The following is a 21,987-nucleotide window of genomic DNA, read 5'->3' as shown; positions in this document are numbered from 1 at the left end:
CGAACGATGCGGAGAACCGAGGGCGCATGAAGCCGCCCCCGTGCCGGCGTGGGGGCCGGGACGGGGGCGGAGTGCTGGGGGCGACGGAAACCGTCAACCCATGTGCGGGTAGCCGTACTCGGTCGGCGCTACCAGCGTCTCCTTGATGGCGCGGGTCAGCGTCCAGCGCATCAGGTTCTGCGGGGCACCGGCCTTGTCATTGGTGCCGGAGGCCCGGCCGCCGCCGAAGGGCTGCTGGCCGACGACGGCGCCGGTCGACTTGTCGTTGATGTAGAAGTTGCCCGCGGCGTACCGCAGCTTCTCCATCGCGTGCGCCGCGGCCGCGCGGTCGTTGGCGATGACCGCACCCGTCAGCGCGTAGGCCGACACCGACTCCATCTGCTCCAGCATGGCCTCGTACTGGTCGTCCTCGTAGACGTGGACCGCGAGGAACGGACCGAAGTACTCGGTGGTGAAGACCTCGCTCGCGGGGTCCGAGCACTCGACGACGGTCGGGCGGACGAAGTAGCCCACCGAGTCGTCGTAGGTGCCGCCGGCGACGATGGTGCAGCTGTCGTCGGCCTTGGCCCGGTCGATCGCGGCCTTGTTCTTGGCGAAGGCACGCTCGTCGATGACGGCGCCGATGAAGTTCGTCAGATCGGTGACGTCACCCATCTTGATGCCGTCGACCTCGGCCGCGAACTCCTCCTTGAAGCCGGAGTTCCAGATGGAGGCGGGGACGTACGCACGCGAGGAGGCCGAGCACTTCTGGCCCTGGAACTCGAAGGAGCCACGGGTCAGCGCGGTCTTCAGCACGGCGCGGTCGGCGCTCGGGTGGGCAACGACGAAGTCCTTGCCGCCCGTCTCACCGACGATGCGCGGGTAGGAGCGGTACTTCTCGATGTTGTTGCCGACCGTCTTCCACAGGTGCTGGAAGGTCTTGGTCGAGCCGGTGAAGTGGATGCCGGCCAGCTCGGGGTGGTTCAGCGCCACCTCGGAGACGGCGATGCCGTCGCCGGTCACCAGGTTGATGACGCCCTTGGGCAGGCCCGCCTCCTCCAGCAGCTGCATCAGCAGCACGGCGGCGTGGGTCTGCGTCGGGGACGGCTTCCACACGACCACGTTGCCCATCAGGGCGGGGGCGGTGGGCAGGTTGCCGGCGATCGCGGTGAAGTTGAAGGGCGTGATCGCGTAGACGAAGCCCTCGAGCGGCCGGTGGTCCAGCCGGTTCCACACACCCGGGGAGTTGGCGGGCGGCTGCTCGGCCAGCAGGTCACGGGCGTAGGAGACGTTGAAGCGCCAGAAGTCGACGAGCTCACAGGGGGTGTCGATCTCCGCCTGCTGCGCCGTCTTGGACTGGCCCAGCATCGTGGAGGCGGCGAGCGTCTCGCGCCACGGACCGGCCAGCAGCTCGGCGGCGCGCAGGATGATCGCGGCACGGTCGTCGAAGGACATCGCGCGCCACGCGGGCGCGGCGGCGAGCGCGGCGTCGACCGCGTCCTGCGCGTCCTGCTGGGTGGCGGCGGCGAAGGTGCCGATGACCGCCGTGTGGTTGTGCGGCTGGACGACGTCGACCCGCTCGCCACCGCCCATCCGACGCACTCCGCCGATGGTCATCGGCAGGTCGATCGGGTTCTCGGCCAGCTCCTTGAGCTTGGCCTCCAGGCGGGAGCGCTCGGGGGTGCCCGGCGCATAGGAGTGGACCGGCTCGTTGACCGGCGCGGGGACCTTGGTCACAGCGTCCATGGTTGCCGAATCTCCTTAATCAGTAGGTCAGTTGGGGGGTTCAGCCGCGGCTGACCAGCGAACGCAGGAAGAACGCCAGGTTGGCGGGGCGCTCCGCGAGGCGGCGCATGAAGTATCCGTACCAGTCGGTGCCGTAGGCGATGTAGACACGCATCCGGTGGCCCTCGGCGGCCAGCCGGTGCTGCTCCGCCTCCCGGATGCCGAACAGCATCTGGAACTCGTAGTCGTCGAGCTTGCGGCCTGCCCGGCGGGCGAGCTCCTGGCTGATGGAGATGATCCGCGGGTCGTGCGACCCGACCATCGGATAGCCCTCACCCTCCATCAGGATCTTCAGGCAGCGGATGTACGCCTTGTCGACCTCGGCCTTGTCCTGGTACGCGACGGACGCGGGCTCCTTGTAGGCGCCCTTGACCAGACGCACGCGCGAGCCCGCCTCGGCGAGGGCCCGGCAGTCGTCCTCCGTACGGAAGAGGTACGACTGGACGACCGCGCCGGTTCCCGGGAAGCGCTCCCGCAGATCGGCGTGGATGGCCAGGGTCGAGTCGATGGTGGTGTGGTCCTCCATGTCGAGCGTCACCGTGGTGCCGATCTCGGCGGCGGCCTCGACGACGGGGGTGACGTTCTTCAGGGCGAGGTCGTGGCCCCCGGGGAGCGCCTGGCCGAAGGAGGACAGCTTCACCGACATCTCGGCGCGGGTGCCGAGGCCGAGCGGCTTGAGCGCCTCGATGAGCTCCAGGTAGGCGTCCCGGGCGCGCAGCGCCTCGGTCGGGTCCGTGATGTCCTCGCCGAGGACGTCGAGCGTGACCTCGAGACCGCGGTCGGCCGTGTTCTGGACGACGGGGATCGTCTCGTGGACCGACTCGCCGGCGATGAACCGGTTCACCACGGGCTTGGTGACCGGGGCGGCCGAAACGACGCGGCGCATCTTGTCGCTGCGCGACGCGGCGAGGATCACGGGACCCAGCACGGGGACCTCCACGGAGAGTACGGACAGGGCCGGCACGGCCCGCGGTGAACGGATCCGGAACGGCACGAAGAACCACCGTGAAACCTAAGGATCGCTCCGATCGTCTGCCATCGACAGCTGTCACGCATCCGTGTCCGCGATCTCATACATTTGTCTGAAGGGCGTGCCAGAATATCTGCATGAAGGGCGACTACCAGGAACTCGTGGACGAGATCTCGGCGCTGCTGGCCGTTCCGGCGACGCTGGAGAACCGCGATTTCGGGCTGATCGCCTTCGGTGCGCACGACAGCGACGACGACACCGCGATGGACCCGGTCAGGACCCGTTCGATCCTCACCCGCAAGTCGACACCGGCCGTCCGCGCCTGGTTCGAGGGCTTCGGCATCACCCGGGCGACGGGTCCGGTCCGCATCCCGGCATCCCCCGACGCGGGGGTGTTCCGGGACCGGATCTGCCTGCCCGTACGCCATCGGGGCATCGTGCTGGGCTACGTATGGCTGCTCGACGCCACGCCGGGCCCGACCCCCGCGCAGCTGTCGGCGGCCATGGAGGTCACCGAACGCATCGGCACACTGCTGGCGGACGAGGAGCGTGCGGGCGCGGACCTGTCGCGGGAGTTCCGTGCGGTGCTGACGGCGGAGCGCGACTGGCACTACGACATGGCGGTCGCGGACCTGCGCACGGCGCTCGGCAGCGGTCCGGGGCCGGAGGGCCCGCACGCGGTGGTGTGCGTGTCGCCCTGGCCGGCCGTGGACGCGCCCGCGCCGCGCTCCCTGCCGGGGGTGGCCGCCGTGTCCACGGTGCCCCGGCCCGGCGGGCTCCCGGACCATGCCCCGCAGTCCGCCGACGCGGGCGCCCGGCTCGCCGCCCTGGTGCGACTGCGGACCACCGAGTCGCCTGCCCCCGCGCTCGCCGTCGCCGAACGGCTGCTCGCGGCGGCCGGCACCGCGACCGTCGGGATCGCTCGCGCCCGTCAGGGGCTCACCGGCCTCAACGCGGCCTGGCAGGAGGCGACTTCGGCCGCCCGGGCCGCCCGGGCACAGCCCCGCCTCGGGCCGGTCGCGCAGTGGTCGGAGATCGGCCCGTACCGCATGCTGACGGCGCTGCCCGCGGAGACGGCCCACGACCCCGTGGTCGCCACCTTGTTGACCGGCTCCCACACCGAACTGGCGCGTACCGCCGAGGAGTTCCTCGACTGTGCGGGCCAGGCGAGCCGCACGGCGTCCGCGCTCGGCATCCACCGGCAGACGCTCTACTACCGCCTCTCCCGCGTCGAACAGCTCACCGGCCTCGACCTCTCACAGGGCGAGGACCGGCTGCTGCTCCACATGGCTCTCAAGGCGGCGCGGCTCCAGGGAGTGGCCGGGCCGCCCGCCCCCTGACCGCTGGTGACAGACCGTCAGCTGCGGTCCTCCAGCACGGCCCGCAGACCGTTCGTCAGGTCGTCGGCGGACGGCGCGGTGTCCGGGTCCACCAGCCACTGGATCATCACGCCGGCCAGCAGCGCCTGGTAGAACAGGCCCGTCACCCGGGCCTTCTCGGGATCCGCCACCGGATCGGTACCGGCGAACGCCTCGGCGAGACCGAGGCGGCCCTCCGCCTGCGGGTCGCGGATCGCGTCCCGCAGCTTCTCGTCGTCGTCGAGGCGGGAGACGACCTCCAGTTGGAGCTTCCACACGGGCCTGCTGCTGTCGAAGGTCGCCAGGACCTCTTCCCAGGTCTTGCGGAAGCGCTCCAGCGCGTCCTTCGGAGCGTCGAACTCCTCGCGGCCGGCCGGGCCCACCGCATCCCCCCACTCCTCCGTCACCGCGAGGAACGCCTGGTGGAGGAGGGCGTCCTTGGAGCCGTAGTGGTAGCCGATGGAGGCGAGGTTGGTGCCGGACGCGGCGACGATGTCGCGCGCCGTCGTGCGGGCGTAGCCCTTCTCCAGGAGGCAGCGCTTCGCGCCTTCGAGCAGATCCTCACGATGTCCCATGTCAGCAGCCTAGCGCGGTGCCATACAGCCGTCCTATACGTTTGTTTTACACAACTGTTCTAGACAGATGTTTTATACGCTCGTACATTACGAGGCATGACCGAACTCCGCCACTTAGCCACATCTCGCGCCGGCCGCCGGGAGTGGACCGCCTTCGTGGTCCTCCTGCTGCCTCTTCTGCTGGTCTCGATGGACGTCTCCGTCCTCTACTTCGCCGTCCCGGCCATCAGTCGCGAACTGGACCCGAGCAGCACGCAACAGCTCTGGATCTTCGACATCTACGCCTTCGCCCTCGCGGGACTCCTCATCACCATGGGTTCGCTCGGCGACCGCATCGGCCGGCGCCGGCTTCTGCTCATCGGTGCCACCGCCTTCGGCGTCGCCTCGATCGGAGCCGCCTACGCACAGAGCGCGGAAATGCTCATCGCCGCACGGGCGTTGCTCGGCATCGGCGGAGCCACGCTGATGCCGACGACCATGGCGCTGGTCCGCAACATGTTCCGCGACGACCGCCAGCGCAGCCGGGCGATCGGCATCTGGTCGGGAGCCATGGCGGGCGGGATCGCGCTCGGCTCGGTGATGAGCGGCGTGATGCTCAACCACTTCTGGTGGGGTTCCGTCTTCCTGGTCAACGTGCCGGCGATGCTGCTCCTGCTCGTCCTGGTGCCCCTGCTGGTCCCGGAGTTCAAGGACCCGGCGCCCGGACGGTTCGACCTGCTCAGCGTCCCGCTGTCGATGGCCACCGTCCTGCCGGTGGTCTACGGGCTGAAGGAGTTCGCGGCCGAGGGCCCAAATACCGTCGCGGTGCTGTGCGTTGTGGCCGGACTCGCCGTCGGCGCGGTCTTCGTCCGCCGGCAACGCACCCGCTCCGACGCGATGATCAGCAAGGACCTCTTCACCCACCGCATCTTCGGCACGGGCATCGCGCTGAACACCGTCGCCGCCTTCGCCGTGATGGGCTCCGCCTACTTCACCACGCAGTATCTGCAGTCCGTGCTCGGTATGGGCACCCTGGAGGCCGCCCTGTGGAGCCTGGCGCCCTCGCTGGCGATCGGCGTCGCCGCCCCCGTCGCCACCACGCTCGGCGGGCGGACCGACCGGGCCCACGTCATCGCCGGCGGGTTCGTCGTGGCGGCCGCCGGATTCGCCGTCCTGGCCTGCTCGGGTACGGACTCGCTCTGGCTGCTGCTGGCCGGGGCCGCTGTCATCGGCTGCGGCATCGTCACCGTGATGGCGCTGGTCAGCGATCTGGCACTGGCCGGGGCCCCGGCGGAGAAGGCGGGTTCGGCCGCGTCCCTGCTGGAGACGGGACAGGAGTTCGGGGGCGCGCTCGGCATGGCGCTCCTCGGCTCCATCGGCACGGCCGTCTACCGGCAGGACATCGCGGACTCCGCACCGAAGGGCGTACCGGCGGACGCGCTGGACGCGGTCCGCGAGACGCTGGGCGGGGCGGCGGCCGTCGCCGGTCAACTGCCGGACGGGCTGGGCGAATCGGTGCTGGCGGTGGCCCGTGACGCCTTCGTCCACGGCATGCAGCTCGCGGCCGTCGGAGCGGGCGTCGTGCTGGTCGCGGCCGCGGTCCTCGCCGCCACCCTGCTGCGGAACGCCACTCCCCCGCAGACCGTGCGGGCCGCACATGACCCGGCCGGGGACGGCGCGGCCGAACCGGCCGGCGCCCGCTGACACCGGGCAACGCGAAGGGCCCGGCGCACTCCTGTGAGCCGGGCCCTTCGGCGTACGACGACGGACGGTCAGTCGGTGAGGTTCACCGAACGGGCCGAGACAGCGCCGATCTCGTCCGCGATCTCGGTCAGCACCTGCTGCGGCACGGTGTCGTCCACGGTGAGCACGACGAGCGCCTCGCCGCCCTCCTCCGCACGCGACACCTGCATGCCCGCGATGTTCAGACCGGCCTCGCCGAGGATCCGGCCGACGGTGCCGACGACACCGGGCCGGTCGTCGTAGCGCAGGACGACCATGTGGTCGGCGAGCGCCAGGTCGATGTCGTGGTCACCGATCGCGACGATCTTCTGGAGGTGCTTGGGGCCGGCCAGCGTGCCGGAGACCGCGACCTCCTCGCCGCCCGACAGGGTGCCGCGGACGGTGACGACGTTGCGGTGGTCCGGCGACTCCGAGCTGGTCGTCAGGCGCACCTCGACACCGCGCTCCTGCGCGAACAGCGGAGCGTTGACGTAGCTGACGGTCTCGTCGACGACGTCCTCGAAGACGCCCTTGAGCGCGGACAGCTCCAGGACCTTGACGTCGTGCTGGGTGATCTCGCCGTAGACCTCGACGTCGAGACGGACCGCGACCTCGCCCGCGAGCGCGGTGAAGATCCGGCCGAGGCGCTCGGCCAGCGGCAGACCGGGCTTGACGTCCTCGGCGATCACACCGCCCTGGACGTTGACCGCGTCCGGGACGAGCTCACCGGCGAGCGCGAGACGCACGGAGCGGGCGACCGAGACGCCGGCCTTCTCCTGCGCCTCGTCGGTGGAGGCGCCGAGGTGCGGGGTGCAGACGACCTCGTCCAGCTCGAAGAGCGGGGAGTCGGTGCAGGGCTCCTTGGCGTACACATCGAGGCCGGCGCCGGCGACGCGGCCCTCCTTGAGCGCCGAGTAGAGCGCCTCCTCGTCGACGATCCCGCCGCGCGCGGCGTTGACGATGCGGACGGTCGGCTTGACCTTGTGCAGCGCCTCGTCACCGATGAGACCGAGGGTCTCGGGGGTCTTCGGCAGGTGCACGGTGATGAAGTCCGAGACCTCGAGCAGTTCGTCGAGCGAAAGGAGCTTGACGCCCATCTGCGCGGCCCGCGCGGGCTGGACGTAGGGGTCGTAGGCGACGATCTTCATGCCGAAGGCGGACATCCGCTGCGCGACCAGCACGCCGATGCGGCCGAGACCGACGACGCCGAGGGTCTTCTCGCTGAGCTCGACACCCGTGTACTTGGACCGCTTCCACTCGCCGTTCTTCAGGGCGGTGTTGGCCTGCGGGATGTTGCGGGCCGTGGCGACCAGCAGACCGCAGGCGAGCTCGGCCGCGGTGACGATGTTGGACGTCGGCGCGTTCACGACCATCACGCCGGCCTTGGTGGCGGCGGAGACGTCGACATTGTCCAGTCCGACGCCTGCGCGGGCGACGACGCGCAGCTTCCGGGCCGCGGCGATGGCCTCGGCGTCCACCTTGGTGGCGGAGCGGACGAGAATCGCGTCCACATCGGCGATGGCGGGGATCAGCTCCGCGCGGTCGGCGCCGTTGCAGTGCCGGATCTCGAAGTCCGGGCCCAGCGCGTCAACGGTGGCGGGCGACAGCTCTTCAGCGATGAGTACGACAGGTTTCGAGCTCACGTGTGTCCTCACAAGTCCATGGGGCCCCCGCCCGTGCGCCACGCGCTACGGGGGAGAACGGCCGTCCCGACGGCCGAAGGCGGTGGAGGGGCAAGCCGCGTGGAAGACGCACGACACTGTGGGCCTGACGCGTATGTGTTGAGAAGTGTAGTGGTGCTTCGGCGCTGGTCTTACGCCTCCGAGGCAGGATCACCCGTCCGTGGTCAGCCACAATGGAGCAGCGGCCGGACCGCGGCGCGGTGTGCGACGGGGGCCGGGACTCTGTTGTCCCGGCCCCCGTCCGCGGCTCACGCCTCGTCGTTGTCGACCCAGCTCATGAGCTTGCGCAGCTCCTTGCCGGTGGTCTCCAGCAGCGACTCGCTGTCGGCCTTCTTGTACTCGTTGTACTTCTTCAGACCGCCGTGGTACTCGTCCATCCAGTTCTTGGCGAAGGTGCCGTCCTGGATCTCGGCGAGAACCTTCTTCATCTCGGCCTTGGTCTGGTCGTTGATGATCCGCGGGCCGGTGATGTAGTCGCCCCACTCGGCGGTCTCGGAGACCGACCAGCGCATCTTCTCCAGGCCGCCCTCGTACATGAGGTCCACGATCAGCTTCAGCTCGTGGAGGCACTCGAAGTACGCGATCTCCGGCTGGTAGCCCGCCTCGGTCAGGGTCTCGAAGCCCGCCTTGACGAGCGCGGACGCACCGCCGCAGAGAACGGCCTGCTCGCCGAAGAGGTCGGTCTCGGTCTCCTCGGTGAAGGTCGTCTTGATGACACCGGCGCGGGTGCCACCGATGCCCTTGGCGTACGACAGCGCCAGCTCGAAGCCCTTGCCCGTGGCGTCCTGCTCGACGGCGGCGATACACGGAACGCCGCGGCCCTCCTCGTACTGACGGCGGACCAGGTGGCCCGGGCCCTTCGGGGCGACCATGGCGACGTCGACACCGGCCGGCGGCTTGATGAAGCCGTAGCGGATGTTGAGGCCGTGGCCGAAGAAGAGCGCGTCGCCGTCCTTCAGGTTGTCCTTGATGGACTCCTCGTAGACCTGGGCCTGGATCGGGTCCGGGACGAGGATCATGATGACGTCGGCCTCGGCGGCAGCCTCGGCCGGCGTCACCACGCGCAGGCCCTGCTCCTCGGCCTTGGCCTTGGACTTGGAGCCCTCGTGCAGACCGACGCGGACGTCGACGCCCGAGTCACGGAGCGACAGCGCGTGGGCGTGGCCCTGGCTGCCGTAACCGATGACCGCGACCTTGCGGTTCTGGATGATGGACAGGTCGGCATCGTCGTCGTAGAACAGCTCGGCCACTGGAATATCTCCTTGGTGTGCAGGTGTGCGTCCCACCGTACGGCGGGGTCGGGGGCGAAAGTGCGACGGTCTCGCGATGCGAGCAGAGCGCGGGGCGGGCGCTGTCAGGCGCTGCGGTCCAGAGCGCGCAGGGACCGGTCGGTGATGGACCGGGCACCGCGCCCTATGGCGATCGTGCCGGACTGGACGAGCTCCTTGATGCCGAACTGCTCCAGCATCTTCAGCATCGCCTCGAGCTTGTCACTCGAACCGGTGGCCTCGATGGTGACCGCCTCGGGTGAGACGTCCACGGTCTTGGCGCGGAACAGCTGGACGATCTCGACGATCTGCGAGCGCGTCTCGTTGTCGGCGCGGACCTTCACCAGCACGAGTTCGCGCTGGATCGCACCGCCAGGTTCGAGCTCGACGATCTTCAGGACGTTGACCAGCTTGTTGAGCTGCTTGGTCACCTGCTCCAGCGGCAGGTCCTCGACATTGACCACGATGGTGATGCGGGAGATGTCGGGGTGCTCGGTGACGCCCACGGCGAGCGAGTCGATGTTGAAGCCGCGGCGGGAGAACAGGGCGGCGATCCGGGCGAGGATGCCGGGCGTGTTCTCGACCAGAACGGAGAGCGTGTGCTTGGACATGGGTCGGTTTCTCTCTACTCGTTCTCTTAAGCGCGCTCAGTCGTCTTCGTTGTCGCCGAAGTCGGGGCGGACCCCGCGGGCGGCCATGACCTCGTCGTTGGAGGTGCCGGCGGCGACCATCGGCCACACCATGGCGTCCTCGTGGACGATGAAGTCGATCACGACCGGGCGGTCGTTGATCGCGTTCGCCTCGGCGATGACCTTGTCCAGATCGTCCGGGGACTCGCAGCGGATCGCGTGACAGCCCATGGCCTCGGACAGCTTGACGAAGTCCGGGACGCGGGTGCCGCCGCTGGACTGGCCCGCGACGGCGATGCCGTTCTCGGGGCCGGAGTGCAGCACCGTGTTGGAGTAGCGCTGGTTGTAGAACAGGGTCTGCCACTGGCGGACCATCCCCAGGGCGCCGTTGTTGATGATGGCGACCTTGATCGGGATGTTGTTGAGCGCGCAGGTGGTCAGTTCCTGATTGGTCATCTGGAAGCAGCCGTCGCCGTCGATCGCCCAGACGGCGCGGTCCGGCATGCCGGCCTTGGCGCCCATCGCGGCCGGGACCGCGTATCCCATGGTCCCGGCGCCGCCGGAGTTGAGCCAGGTGGCGGGCTTCTCGTAGTCGATGAAGTGAGCGGCCCACATCTGGTGCTGGCCGACGCCGGCGGCGAAGATCGTGCCCTCGGGCGCGAGTTGCCCGACGCGCTGGATGACCTGCTGCGGGGACAGACTGCCGTCGTCCGGCTGGTCGTAGCCCAGCGGGTAGGTGTCGCGCCAGCGGCTGAGGTCCTTCCACCAGGCGCTGTAGTCACCGGTGCGGCCCTCGCTGTGCTCGGCCTGGACGGCCAGCACCAGGTCGGCGATGACCTCGCGGGCGTCACCGACGATCGGGACGTCGGCTGTGCGGTTCTTGCCGATCTCGGCCGGGTCGATGTCCGCGTGCACGATCTTGGCGAACGGGGCGAAGCTGTCCAGCTTGCCGGTGACACGGTCGTCGAAACGGGCTCCGAGGGCGACGATCAGGTCGGCCTTCTGCAGCGCGGTGACGGCGGTGACCGCTCCGTGCATGCCCGGCATTCCCACGTGCAGCGGGTGGCTGTCGGGGAACGCGCCCAGCGCCATCAGGGTGGTGGTGACGGGGGCTTCGGTGAGCTCGGCGAGAACCCTCAGCTCGGCGGTGGCGTTGGCCTTCAGAACGCCGCCGCCGACGTACAGGACGGGCCGCTTGGCCTGGGTGATGAGCTTGGCGGCCTCACGGATCTGCTTGGCGTGCGGCTTGGTCACCGGGCGGTAGCCGGGCAGGTCGGTCTGCGGCGGCCAGCTGAAGGTGGTCCGCGCCTGCAGGGCGTCCTTCGCGATGTCGACGAGAACGGGACCCGGGCGGCCGGTGGAGGCGATGTGGAAGGCCTCGGCGATGGTGCGCGGGATCTCGTCGGCGTTGGTGACCAGGAAGTTGTGCTTGGTGATCGGCATCGTGATGCCGCAGATGTCCGCCTCCTGGAAGGCGTCCGTGCCGATGGCCTTGGAGGCGACCTGGCCGGTGATCGCGACCATGGGGACGGAGTCCATGTGCGCGTCGGCGATCGGGGTGACCAGGTTCGTGGCGCCGGGGCCCGAGGTGGCCATGCAGACGCCGACCTTGCCGGTGGCCTGCGCGTAGCCGGTGGCGGCGTGACCCGCGCCCTGCTCGTGGCGGACCAGGACGTGGCGCACCCGCTGCGAGTCCATCATCGGGTCGTACGCGGGGAGGATGGCGCCGCCGGGGATGCCGAACACCGTGTCGGCCCCCACTTCCTCGAGAGAGCGGATGAGGGACTGCGCGCCCGTGACGTGCTCAACTGCAGCGGTCTGGTGTCCGCCGGTACGGGCCCGCGGCTGCGGATGGTGGGCCCCGGTGGCCTGCTCGGTCATCGGCATTCTCTTCTCGAAGCTGAGGGTTTATGCGAGGACTGCTCGTTTTGTGCGTTTTGACGGTGGTGCCGGTGCAACAAAAAACCCCTCGTGCCATGAGGCAAGCGAGGGGAGCGCGTCGGGAGGGGTCTGCGGGCCGTCATGGCCCACTCAGCCGACGCGCTTTCCAAGTACGAGAATTCGGGTGCGCATGGCACAGACCCTCCCCCCGACGCGGGGGGAGTGTCAAGTGGGTGGGACGCGCGTCTCACCATGTGATCCGCTCTGGGCCGGTAGAGCGCCACCCGTCAGCACCGGCAGAGCGATGCCGCCGGGCACCGGGAACTCGTCGCGGACCAGCGCTCTGCGCAGCCGATACTCGTCCAGCGCGCCGGAGAAGGCCATGCCCTGGCCGTGTGTACATCCCATGGCACGCAGCGCGAGAACCTGCTCCGGCACATCCACCCCGTCGGCCACGGACTGCATCCCGAGGTCGCAGGCGATGCGCAGCAGACCACTGGTGATCTTGTGCAGACGCGCCGACTCCACGACGCCCTCCACCAGTCCTCTGTCCAGCTTCAAGACATCCACCGGCAGTCTGCGAAGGGCGTTGATGGCGGCATAGCCGCTCCCGAAGCCGTCGAGGGCGATCCGCACGCCCAGCCGGCGCAGCGAGACGAGGCGCTGCTCCAGCTCGTCGAACGAGATCCGCGGATCGCTGTCGGCCAGTTCGATGATCAGCGCGCCCGACGCCAGTCCGTGCCGGGTCAGCAGCGCCTCGATGGAGCCGAGCGGCATCGATCTGTCCAGCAGTCCCCGCGCGGAGATACGGACGGAGACCGGCACCCGGTGGCCGATTCTGCTGCGCTCGGCGGCCTGCTCCACCGCTTCCTCCAGGAGCCAGCGGCCGAGCTCCGCGGTGCGGTCGCCGTCGTCGGCGACCCGCAGGAACTCCGCGGGCGTGAACAGGATGCCCTGGGTGGAGCGCCAGCGGGCCTGCGCCGCGACGGCCTCGATCCGGCCGGTGGCCAGGCTCACCACCGGCTGGTGCAGCAGCGCGAACTCGCCGTCGTGCAGTGCGCTGCGCAGCCGTGCGGCGAGTTCGGAGCGGCGGACCACCTCGGCCTGCATCTGCGGTGCGTACAGCTCGACACGGTCCTTGCCGCCGGCCTTCGCGCGGTACATGGCGAGGTCGGCGTTGCGCATCAGGTCGGTGGGGGTGATCGAGGGCTCGGCAAAGGCCACCCCGATGGAGGCGGCCACCCGCACTTCGCTGCCGTCGATGCGGTACGGCTGCGAGAGCGTGAGCCGCAGCCGGTCGGCGATCTCGCGGACCTGGGACTCGCGGGCCGACGCGTCGCGGGTGCCGTCACCGAGGATCAGGGCGGCGAACTCGTCCCCGCCGAGCCGCGCCGCGGTGTCCCCCGCACGGACGGACTCGGCCAGCCGGCGGGCCGCCTGGATCAGCAGCTCGTCACCCGCCTGGTGGCCGAGGCGGTCGTTGACCCCCTTGAAGCCGTCGAGGTCGATGAAGAGCACCGCGGTGCCCGGGTCCCCGGACCGCCGGCCGGTGAGGGACTGACGCACGCGCTCGGTGAACAGCGCCCGGTTCGGCAGATCGGTGAGCGGGTCGTGTTCGGCGTTGTGCTGCAACTGGGCCTGAAGTCTCACCCGTTCGGTGACATCGCGGCTGTTGAAGATCAGGCCGCCCTGGTGCCGGTTGACCGTGGACTCCACGTTGAGCCAGTCACCGGTGCCGGAGCGGAAGCGGCACTCGATCCGGGTGGTGGGCTCCTCCGCCGGTGGAGCGGCGAGAAACCGGCGCACCTCGTGGACGACGCGTCCGAAGTCCTCGGGATGGATGAGCGAGGCCAGTTCCGAACCGATGAGCTCGTCCGCCTCCCGGCCGTACACACCGGCGGCGGCGGGGCTCACATAGCGCAGGATCCCGGTGGAGGCCGCGATCATGATGACGTCGCTGGAGCCCTGCACGAGGGAGCGGAAGTGGTTCTCCTTCTGCGCCAGTTCATGGGTGAGCGCGATGTTGTCGAGGAGCATGATGCCCTGCCGGACCACCAGGGCGAGCACCACCGTGCAGCCGGTCAGGACGACGACACGGTCGACCCGCCGGCCCTCGACAACGTTGTAGAGGATGCCGAGGGTGCAGACCGCGGCGGCGAGGTAGGGCGTGAGGGCCGCCAGGGAGCCCGCGACCGGCCGGCTGGGCAGACGGGGGCCTCGCGGCCCTCCGGGCGCTTCGACCGAGCGCCGCGCACCCCAGGGCGCGTAGGCCAGCAGCAGGGAGCCGGCGAACCAGCCCGCGTCGAGGATCTGGCCGGAGCGGTAGCTCTCCCGCAGCAGGGGGGAGGTGAACAGCGCGTCGCACAGCACGGTGAGGGCGAGCGCGGCGATGGCGGTGTTGACGGCGGAGCGGTTGGTGGACGAGCGCCTGAAGTGCAGCGCGAGCACCATGCTGACCAGCACGATGTCCAGCAGCGGATAGGCCAGGGAGAGCGCGGCGGGCGCCACGCTCGTCTCCTGGACGTGCGTGGTGTGGGCGAGCGCGAGGCTCCAGGAGAGGGTCAGCAGCGAGCCGCCGATCAGCCAGGCGTCGAGGGCGAGGCAGACCCAGCCGGCCCGGGTGACGGGACGCTTGGCGAGGACCAGGAGCCCGACGATGGCGGGCGGCGCGAAGCAGAGGAAAAACAGATCGGCGATGGACGGGCTCGGCACCTCACGGTCGAGCACGACCTCGTACCAGCCCCACACGGCGTTCCCCGCGGATGCCATGGCGGAGGAGACCGCGAACAGCACCCAGGCGGGACGGAAACGGCTCTGCCCGCTGCGCGCGTAGAGGAAGCAGGAGACCGCGGCGATCAGGGCGGCGGCACTGAGGCCGAAGTCGCCCATGATCAGCGACAGTTCGCGGGAGCCCCAGCCGAAGGCCGCGCCCACGCCGTACCCCGCGCAGACGCCGGCCAGCACCAGTTGCGGGACCAGCCCCGAGCCCTTGCCGGGGACCGCCCGCCGGGCCATGAGCGCTCCCTGCGCGCTCACCGCGCCACTCCTCGCGGAGCCGGCGTCGCACCGCCGCCCGGAGGAGGGTGCAAGGGTGGTCGTCGGCGGCCCTGCCGCGTCGGATCGTTCGTCCATTGGCCGTACATCGCCCGTCGCCCCCCTCGAAGTCTGATCGGCAGTCAGGTCGCGTCACTGCGCCGCCCCTCGCCCGGCACAGCCCCCGAGTCCGGACGATACACCAGGATCGTCACTCTGGGATATAGCCCCTCTACTCTCCGTGACCGTCGCTCGTGTCACCGGCACGCGGTGCAACCGAGTGACTTCACAGAGTTGCCGCATGTGGCGGGGTGTTCGTTCATTCAGTTGTGAGCACGACGTTGCGTACGGGGTCACCTGCCTCGAATCGGGTGACTTGTCCGGCCAGCAACCGCTTGGCACGCGGCATGAACGCCGAAGTGGAGCCGCCGACATGAGGGCTGATGAGTACGCCGGGAGCGTGCCACAGCGGATGCCCGGACGGCAGCGGCTCCGGGTCGGTGACGTCGAGGGCGGCCGTCAGCCGGCCGCTGCCGACCTCCGCGAGAAGAGCCTCGGTGTCCACGACCGGGCCGCGCGCGACATTCACCAGAAGGGCGCCGTCCTTCATCCCGGCGAGGAAGCCCGCGTTCACCAGGCCCTTCGTCCGCTCGGTCAGCGGCGTGGACAGAATGACCACGTCCGCTTGCGGCAGCAGGGCCGGCAGATCGGTCAGTGCGTGCACCTCGCCGCGCTCCGAAGCGCGTGCGGAGCGCGCGACGCGCGCCACCCGCGCACATTCGAAGGGCACGAGCCGGTCCTCGATCGCCGCGCCGATCGAGCCGTACCCGACGATGAGCACCGACTTGTCGGCCAGAGCCGGATAGAAGCCCGCCCGCCATTCCTCCTTGTCCTGACCGTGGACGAAACCGGGGAAGCCGCGCAGGGAGGCGAGGATCAGGGCGAGCGTGAGCTCGGCGGTCGAGGCCTCGTGGACGCCCTTGGCATTGCACAGCCGTACGCCCGGAGGCAGCGAGCCCACGCCCGGCTGCACATGGTCGATACCGGCCGAGAGCGTCTGCACGACCTGTACGGAGGTCATGGCGGACAGCGGACGCACCGCGACCTCCATGCCCTTCATGTAGGGGACCGCGTAGAAGACGCAGTCCGCCGGGTCGGCGGGGAAGTCCGGACCTCCGTCCCAGAAACGGTAGTTCAGACCCGACCCGGCGGGGTCCGGGAGTCCGTCGATCTCGCCGGCCGGAATGGGGAGCCACACGTCTGAAGTCATGGTCAGGAGGCTAATGGTCGTGAGGCTGCGCGCAGCGCGGGCCGGTGCATTGGTTAGTTTGGGGTCGGCCGACGGAGGGATACGGGCAGTTGGAGCGCAGGACAATCGGTGCGGCGGCTCTCGAGACGGGTGCCGTCGGACTCGGCTGTATGCCGATGAGCTGGGCGTACAGCGCCTCCCAGCAGCGCGGCGACCGCTCGCTGCGAACGGTGCACGCCGCGCTGGACGCCGGTTCCACGCTGCTGGACACGGCCGACATGTACGGGCCGTTCACCAATGAACTGCTGGTCGGCCGGGTGCTGAAGGAGCGCCGCCGCGACGCGTTCGTCTCGACCAAGGTCGGCCTGCTCGTCGGTGATCAGCACGTGGTCGCCAACGGCCGCCCGGGCTATGTGAAGCGGGCCTGCGACGCGTCGCTGCGCCGGCTCCAGACCGATGTGATCGACCTCTACCAACTGCACCGCGCCGACCCCGAGGTCCCCGTCGAGGAGACCTGGGGAGCGATGGCGGAGCTGGTGGGTGCCGGGAAGGTGCGCGCGCTGGGACTGAGCGCCGTGGGGGCCCGCGCGTCGCGGCGCTCGGGCGCCCATTTGTACGAGGGAACGATCCGGCAGCTGGAACGCGTCCAGCAGGTCTTCCCGGTCAGCGCCGTGCAGGCGGAACTGTCGGTCTGGTCCCCGGAGGCTCTGGAGCGGCTGCTGCCGTGGTGCGCGGCGCGCGGAGTGGGCTTCCTCGCGGCCATGCCGCTGGGGAACGGGTTTCTGAGCGGGACGCTCACACCGGGGCAGGGCTTCGAGCCGGACGACGTCCGGGCACGGCATCCGCGGTTCACGGCCGAGATGATGGCGGCGAACCAGCCCGTCGTCGCCGGCCTGCGGCGGATCGCGGAACGGCACGGCCCGGACACCACTCCCGCGCAGGTGGCACTGGCCTGGGTGCTGGGCCGGGGCCGGCACGTGGTGGCCGTCCCGGGGGCGAAGCGGGAGCGGTGGGCGGTGGAGAACGCGGACGCGGTGCGGCTGGCGCTCTCGGCCCGGGACGTGGCGGAGGTTGCGGGACTGCCGCCGGCACGCGGATCTTGGGACTGACGGCAACTCTTGTGATCCGGTCCGGAAGATCGGGAACCTCTGGGGCCCGGGCGGTGTAGGAAGGGTAGTCAGGCAGCTTCCGCAGCCGTCGAAAGGATCAGTCCTGTGCCACGTCCCGCAGTGACGGCCGTGCTGGCCGCTGCCCTCCTGGTGCTCACCGCCGGGTGCTCGTCCGATGACGGCACGCCCGCGGGCGACCGGTCGGGGGCGACCGCGAAACCGGCCCCCACCGGGTCCGCATCCGGCGGTGCGGCGAGTCCCTCCGCGCCTCCGGCGAAGGGCTCGGCGAAGGTGGTGTCCACGCTCACCGAGAACCTCAAGTCCCCCTGGGGCGTGGCCGCGCTGGCGGACGGCGACCTGCTGGTGGGTTCGCGCGACGAGGGGACGGTCACCCGCGTCGACGTGGAGACCGGGAAGCAGACGGAGATCGGCTCGGTGCCGGGTGTCTCCCCGGAGGGCGAGGGCGGGCTGCTGGGCCTGGCCGTCTCCCCGACCTTCGCCTCCGACCACCAGGTGTACGCGTACTTCACCACCGCGTCGGACAACCGCATCGCCCGCATGCTGTACGACGAGCGGAAGCCGCCCGGCCAGCAGCTGGGGGCCCCGGACACGGTCCTGCGCGACATCCCCAAGGGCTCCATCCACAACGGCGGACGGATCGCGTTCGGCCCGGACAAGATGCTCTACGCGGGCACGGGCGAGACGGGTGAGACGGGGCTCGCGCAGGACAAGAAGTCACTGGGCGGCAAGATCCTGCGGATGACCCCCGACGGGCAGCCGGTGCACGGCAATCCCGACGCCGACTCGGTCGTCTACTCGTGGGGGCACCGCAATGTGCAGGGGCTGGCCTGGGACTCCGAGAAGCGGCTGTGGGCATCGGAGTTCGGGCAGAACACCTGGGACGAGCTGAATCTGATCGAGCCGGGCAAGAATTACGGCTGGCCGGAGGTCGAGGGCAAGGGCGGCGGGTCCGGCTTCGTGCAGCCGGTGGCGGTCTGGAAGACGTCCGAGGCGTCGCCGAGCGGCATCGCGTACGCGGAGGGCTCGATCTGGATGGCGGGGCTGCGGGGCGAGCGGCTCTGGCGGATCCCGCTGGCGGGCACCAAAGCCTCGGCGGACCCGCAGTCGTTCCTGGAGGAGGAGCACGGCCGGCTGCGCACGGTCCTGGCGGTGGGCGGCTCCGAACTCTGGCTGGTGACCAGCGAGACGGACAACAGGGGCACGCCTGCGGCGGGCGACGACAAGATCCTCCAGCTGGACGTCACGTAGGCGCCGCGTAGGGGCGGTCCCCGGGGGCGGGTGACCCCCACCCGCTCCGGGCTCGGGCACCCCACCGGGGCGTCCGCCCGGCGCCTCGAGCCGGCCCCCGGTTCACGGCGAGCCTGATCGCCCCTTCAGGCTCAGCCCTACGGCCCGTTCAGGCCGAAGCCGGGTGGTCCTCGTCCGGCGTCGGGAACAGGCGCAGGCGGTGGGCCGTCGCCGCCGCCTCGCCGCGGCCCGAGACGCCCAGCTTGGCCAGGATGTTGGAGACGTGCACGCTCGCCGTCTTCGGCGAGATGTAGAGCTCCTCCGCGATCTGGCGATTGCTCCGGCCCGCCGCCACCAGCCGCAGGACGTCCTCCTCGCGGCGGGTCAGACCGAACACCGGGCCAGGGGCGGCCCGGGTCGCGGCCGGGGCGGTGGGCGGGTCGTCGGTCAGGGAGATCCGGGCGCGCTGGGCGAGCAGTGCGATGTCCTCGGAGAGCGGGCGTGCGCACAGCCCCCGTGCCGTCTCCGCCGCCTCGCGCAGCAGTGTCGCCGCGCGGGTGCGGTCCGAGGGCAGCAGGGACTCCGCCCAGCGCATGCGGACCCGTGCCAGGTCGTGGGGGAAGTCCACGGCCCCGAAGGCCACGCCGGCTTCTTCCCAGTCGGCGGCCGTGTCCTGGCCGCCCGCGCGCAGCAGTTCGGCCCGTACCCACCGCTCGTGGGCCGTCCAGACGGGGACCGCGGTGACCAGCGTGCGGGCCGCCTTGCGGATGCGGTCCAGCGCTTCGGCGCGGCCCGGTACCGCCGTGGGCAGGCCACGGGTGTCGGCCTCCAGCGTGGCCGCCGCGCGCAGCAGCGGCCAGGCGTACCGCTGGGTGCCCGGCGGGAAACCGGCCTTTGCCGCCCGCTCGAACTCCGCCCGCGCCTCCGTGACCCGTCCCTGCGCCGCCGCGATGCCCAGGGCGATCACGTCCAGCGGGAGGGAGCTCTGTGGCATGGGGTCGTGCGGCCCGAAGTGGGCGCGCGCCGCCTCCAGATGCTCCGTGGCCCTCGCCGTGTCGCCGCGGGCCAGGGCCAGGGTCGCGAGCCGGGTGGCCGCGTAGCCCCGGGGCTTGGGACTGAGCCCGATCCGCAGGGCCCGTTCCGCAGCCTCCAGCGTCTCGTCCCAGCGGCCGAGCGAGTGGTACGACTCGGCGAGGTTGCCGAGCATCCAGGCCTCGGTGTCGCACAGACCGTACTTGCGGGAGAGCGTGACGCCCTCGGCGAGCACGTCCACCGCCTCTGCCGAGCGGCCGATGCCCTCCAGTACGGACGGGAGGTTCACATGGGTGCGGCCGATGAGCGAGGGCAGGTCGAGAAGCACGGCACGCTCCTTGACGAGGTACATCTCCGCCAGGCCGTCGTCGACATGACCGGCGTCGACCAGCAGGCTGCCGTGCGTCAGCCGGGCCCTCAGTTCGTTGTCCTCCTCGCCGACCATGCGGGCGTACTCCACGGCGCGCTCGGCGGTCGCCAGACTCCCCGGGCCGGGGGCATGCACCATGCCCCAGCTTGCCGCCTCGGCGAGCACCTCCGCGTGCACCGGGGACGGCGGCAGTCCGCGCACCAGTTCCTGGGCGTCGGCGAGTTCGGCCCAGCCGTCGCCGCGGCCCAGCGAGGAGACCAGCAGGGAGCGCTGGAGGGAGAACCAGGCGCCGCGCAGGGGGTCGTCGTCGGCTTCCGCGAGCCGCTGCCCCCGTTTGGTGATCTTCAGGGCACGCTCGCGTTCGCCGCACAGGCGCCCGGCGACCGCCGCCTCCGCCATCAGATCGAGGAAGCGCAGTGGTGTGGTCTGCGGGTCGCAGCCGCACGGAGGGTAGGCCTCCGCGTAGTCCAGGGGACGCAGCGCCGCCCGTACATCGGCGGGGGCGCTGTCCCACAGCTCCATCGCCCGCTCCAGCAACCGCAGTTGTTCGGAGTAGGCGTGGCGGCGGCGGGCCTCGACCGAGGCGGCGAGCACCGCGGGCAGGGCCTTGGCGGCGTCGTGCGCGTGGTACCAGTAGCTGGCCAGCCGCATGACGCGTTCCTCGTCGCGCACGAGCGTGGGATCGGCCTCCAGCGCTTCGGCGTAGCGCCGGTTGAGCCGGGAGCGCTCGCCGGGCAGCAGATCGTCGCTGACGGCCTCGCGGGCCAGGGAGTGCCGGAAGCGGTAGCCGTCGCCGTCCGGTGTGGCCAGCAGGATGTTGGCGCCGACGGCTGCCCGCAGGGCCTCGATCAGGTCGTCCTCGGACAGCCGGGCGACGGCGAACAGCAGCCCGTACTCCACGGTCGAGCCGCCCTCGGCGACGATGCGCGCGACCCGCTGGGCGTCCTCGGGCAGCGCTTCGATGCGCACCAGCAGGATGTCCCGCAGCGAGTCGGGCAGGCTCGGGCAGCGGTCGGCCATGCTGCGCGCCAGTTCCTCGACGAAGAACGCATTGCCGTCGGAGCGCTCGAACACCCGGTCCACCATGGGCGGTTCGGGTTCTGCGGCAAGGATTCCGGCGAGCTGGCGGTGCACCTCACCGCGGTTGAACCGGGTCAGCTCGATGCGCTGCACGGTCCGCATGCGGTCGAGCTCGGCGAGGAAGGGCCGCAGCGGATGGCGGCGGTGCACATCGTCGGAGCGATAGGTCGCGATCACGACCAGCCGGCCGCTCCGCAGCGTGCGGAAGAGATAGGCGAGCAGATGACGGGTCGACGCGTCGGCCCAGTGCATGTCCTCCAGCACCAGCACCACCGTGCGGTCCGTGGCGATCCGCTCCAGCAGCCGGGCGGTCAGCTCGAAGAGGCGCGCCATGCCCTCCTCGTCGTGCCGGCTCCGCTCGTGACGCTCCCCCAATTCGGGGAGCAGACGCGCCAGTTCGTGTTCCTGGCCCGCCGCGGCCGCGGCCAGTTCATCGGGCAGCTGTCGGTGCAGGGCGCGCAGCGCCGTCGAGAACGGCGCGAACGGCAGCCCGTCCGCGCCGATCTCGACGCATCCCCCGACCGCCACGACAGCGTCGCGACGGCACGCCTCGGCGAGCACTTCCTCGACGAGGCGGGTCTTGCCCACCCCGGCCTCACCACCGACGAGCAGCGCCTGCGGTTCGCCCGCGGGGCTCCCCGAAGCACCGCCGCCGGCCGCGCGGGCGAGTGCGTCGGTGAGCACCGACAACTCCCCCGCCCGCCCCACGAACACCGGACTCACGGACATGGTCTCCACGGTGCCGAGCATCGCACAGGGCTCCGACAACGCGGCGGGATCCCTGCCTGCGGCCCTGCCCTCGGCCCTGATCGGTACGACGGTCACGGTCGGACGGCCCGGCCGGTTCAGGCGGCCCGGACGAAGCGTTCGCTGAGCCGGCTCACCGGCCCCTCCCCGTCCTTGGCCGACCGCCTCGCGGCACGGCGGGCCCGGCGCACCTGGCGCACCAGACGCTCGGTCTCGGCCTCCTGAATCAGCTCGGCCCGGCGGATCTGAGCGATCTCGTACTCGAACATGTCGTACTCCCTGGTCGGATTC

At 70.8% G+C, this 21,987-nt stretch carries 15 protein-coding genes; 4 read left to right on the top strand and 11 right to left on the bottom strand.

What is annotated here, in order from left to right; all coding sequences use genetic code 11:
* Positions 1-93 precede the first annotated feature (93 nt).
* Together pruA and ACQPWZ_RS25770 are read right to left on the bottom strand one after the other, a co-directional pair.
* Positions 94-1,725 carry an L-glutamate gamma-semialdehyde dehydrogenase gene (pruA, locus tag ACQPWZ_RS25775; RefSeq protein WP_340475585.1) on the bottom strand — a complete coding sequence of 544 codons (1,632 nt, stop codon included), beginning with the start codon at positions 1,723-1,725 and terminating at the stop codon, positions 94-96.
* Between the two features lie 40 nt (positions 1,726-1,765).
* The gene (locus ACQPWZ_RS25770) at positions 1,766-2,692 is read right to left on the bottom strand and encodes a proline dehydrogenase family protein (RefSeq protein WP_340475584.1); all 927 of its coding nucleotides are present in this window, start codon (positions 2,690-2,692) and stop codon (positions 1,766-1,768) included.
* Between the two features lie 179 nt (positions 2,693-2,871).
* Between ACQPWZ_RS25770 and ACQPWZ_RS25765 the strand changes: the two genes are divergently transcribed.
* Positions 2,872-4,074 carry a PucR family transcriptional regulator gene (locus ACQPWZ_RS25765; protein ID WP_433572488.1) on the top strand — a complete coding sequence of 401 codons (1,203 nt, stop codon included), beginning with the start codon at positions 2,872-2,874 and terminating at the stop codon, positions 4,072-4,074.
* 17 nt (positions 4,075-4,091) lie between these two features.
* On the opposite strand, the gene ACQPWZ_RS25760 is transcribed toward ACQPWZ_RS25765, so the two are convergent.
* Positions 4,092-4,667: a TetR/AcrR family transcriptional regulator gene (locus ACQPWZ_RS25760; protein WP_433572487.1), complete on the bottom strand. Its 576-nt coding sequence runs from the start codon at positions 4,665-4,667 to the stop codon at positions 4,092-4,094.
* 96 nt (positions 4,668-4,763) lie between these two features.
* Here ACQPWZ_RS25760 and ACQPWZ_RS25755 point away from each other — a divergent pair, with 96 nt between their 5' ends.
* Positions 4,764-6,350, top strand: coding sequence for an MFS transporter (locus ACQPWZ_RS25755; protein ID WP_433572486.1), 1,587 nt, complete (start codon positions 4,764-4,766; stop codon positions 6,348-6,350).
* A gap of 68 nt (positions 6,351-6,418) precedes the next feature.
* Here the strand turns inward: ACQPWZ_RS25755 and serA are convergent, their stop codons facing one another.
* The 6 genes from serA to ACQPWZ_RS25725 form a co-directional block, all read right to left on the bottom strand.
* Positions 6,419-8,011: a phosphoglycerate dehydrogenase gene (gene serA, locus ACQPWZ_RS25750; RefSeq protein WP_313943919.1), complete on the bottom strand. Its 1,593-nt coding sequence runs from the start codon at positions 8,009-8,011 to the stop codon at positions 6,419-6,421.
* Between the two features lie 287 nt (positions 8,012-8,298).
* Positions 8,299-9,300: a ketol-acid reductoisomerase gene (gene ilvC, locus ACQPWZ_RS25745; protein WP_313943920.1), complete on the bottom strand. Its 1,002-nt coding sequence runs from the start codon at positions 9,298-9,300 to the stop codon at positions 8,299-8,301.
* A gap of 104 nt (positions 9,301-9,404) precedes the next feature.
* Positions 9,405-9,929, bottom strand: a complete 525-nt coding sequence (ilvN, locus tag ACQPWZ_RS25740) for an acetolactate synthase small subunit (protein ID WP_005311534.1) — start codon at positions 9,927-9,929, stop codon at positions 9,405-9,407.
* 36 nt (positions 9,930-9,965) lie between these two features.
* Positions 9,966-11,834 carry an acetolactate synthase large subunit gene (locus tag ACQPWZ_RS25735; RefSeq protein WP_340475580.1) on the bottom strand — a complete coding sequence of 623 codons (1,869 nt, stop codon included), beginning with the start codon at positions 11,832-11,834 and terminating at the stop codon, positions 9,966-9,968.
* Positions 11,835-12,053: 219 nt separating this feature from the next.
* Entirely contained in the window at positions 12,054-14,864 is a 2,811-nt protein-coding gene (locus ACQPWZ_RS25730) for a putative bifunctional diguanylate cyclase/phosphodiesterase (protein ID WP_433572485.1), read from the bottom strand.
* A 316-nt stretch (positions 14,865-15,180) separates the two neighbouring features.
* On the bottom strand, positions 15,181-16,131 hold the full coding sequence (locus ACQPWZ_RS25725; RefSeq protein WP_433572484.1) for a 2-hydroxyacid dehydrogenase: 951 nt from the start codon (positions 16,129-16,131) through the stop codon (positions 15,181-15,183).
* A gap of 89 nt (positions 16,132-16,220) precedes the next feature.
* Here ACQPWZ_RS25725 and ACQPWZ_RS25720 point away from each other — a divergent pair, with 89 nt between their 5' ends.
* Positions 16,221-17,219: an aldo/keto reductase gene (locus ACQPWZ_RS25720; RefSeq protein ID WP_433572483.1), complete on the top strand. Its 999-nt coding sequence runs from the start codon at positions 16,221-16,223 to the stop codon at positions 17,217-17,219.
* Positions 17,220-17,324: 105 nt separating this feature from the next.
* Positions 17,325-18,488 carry a PQQ-dependent sugar dehydrogenase gene (locus ACQPWZ_RS25715; protein ID WP_433572482.1) on the top strand — a complete coding sequence of 388 codons (1,164 nt, stop codon included), beginning with the start codon at positions 17,325-17,327 and terminating at the stop codon, positions 18,486-18,488.
* A gap of 148 nt (positions 18,489-18,636) precedes the next feature.
* Here ACQPWZ_RS25715 and ACQPWZ_RS25710 read toward each other — a convergent pair whose 3' ends face one another.
* Positions 18,637-21,699 carry a helix-turn-helix transcriptional regulator gene (locus ACQPWZ_RS25710; protein WP_433573865.1) on the bottom strand — a complete coding sequence of 1,021 codons (3,063 nt, stop codon included), beginning with the start codon at positions 21,697-21,699 and terminating at the stop codon, positions 18,637-18,639.
* A gap of 95 nt (positions 21,700-21,794) precedes the next feature.
* Positions 21,795-21,965: a hypothetical protein gene (locus ACQPWZ_RS25705; RefSeq protein WP_356698889.1), complete on the bottom strand. Its 171-nt coding sequence runs from the start codon at positions 21,963-21,965 to the stop codon at positions 21,795-21,797.
* Between the last annotated feature and the right edge of the window lie 22 nt (positions 21,966-21,987).

The organism is Streptomyces sp. CA-251247, assembly GCF_050952975.1.
Lineage (GTDB): Bacteria > Actinomycetota > Actinomycetes > Streptomycetales > Streptomycetaceae > Streptomyces > Streptomyces achmelvichensis.
The sequence above is the reverse complement of the archived record's forward strand: the minus strand, read 5'-3'. Positions and strand labels throughout refer to the sequence as shown.

Coding starts and splice junctions, on each gene's coding strand:
- pruA (WP_340475585.1), bottom strand. CDS start 1,725: ATGGACGCTGTGACCAAGGTCCCCGCGCCGGTCAACGAGCCGGTCCAC.
- ACQPWZ_RS25765 (WP_433572488.1), top strand. CDS start 2,872: ATGAAGGGCGACTACCAGGAACTCGTGGACGAGATCTCGGCGCTGCTG.
- ACQPWZ_RS25760 (WP_433572487.1), bottom strand. CDS start 4,667: ATGGGACATCGTGAGGATCTGCTCGAAGGCGCGAAGCGCTGCCTCCTG.
- ACQPWZ_RS25755 (WP_433572486.1), top strand. CDS start 4,764: ATGACCGAACTCCGCCACTTAGCCACATCTCGCGCCGGCCGCCGGGAG.
- ilvN (WP_005311534.1), bottom strand. CDS start 9,929: ATGTCCAAGCACACGCTCTCCGTTCTGGTCGAGAACACGCCCGGCATC.
- ACQPWZ_RS25735 (WP_340475580.1), bottom strand. CDS start 11,834: ATGCCGATGACCGAGCAGGCCACCGGGGCCCACCATCCGCAGCCGCGG.
- ACQPWZ_RS25725 (WP_433572484.1), bottom strand. CDS start 16,131: ATGACTTCAGACGTGTGGCTCCCCATTCCGGCCGGCGAGATCGACGGA.
- ACQPWZ_RS25710 (WP_433573865.1), bottom strand. CDS start 21,699: ATGCTCGGCACCGTGGAGACCATGTCCGTGAGTCCGGTGTTCGTGGGG.
- ACQPWZ_RS25705 (WP_356698889.1), bottom strand. CDS start 21,965: ATGTTCGAGTACGAGATCGCTCAGATCCGCCGGGCCGAGCTGATTCAG.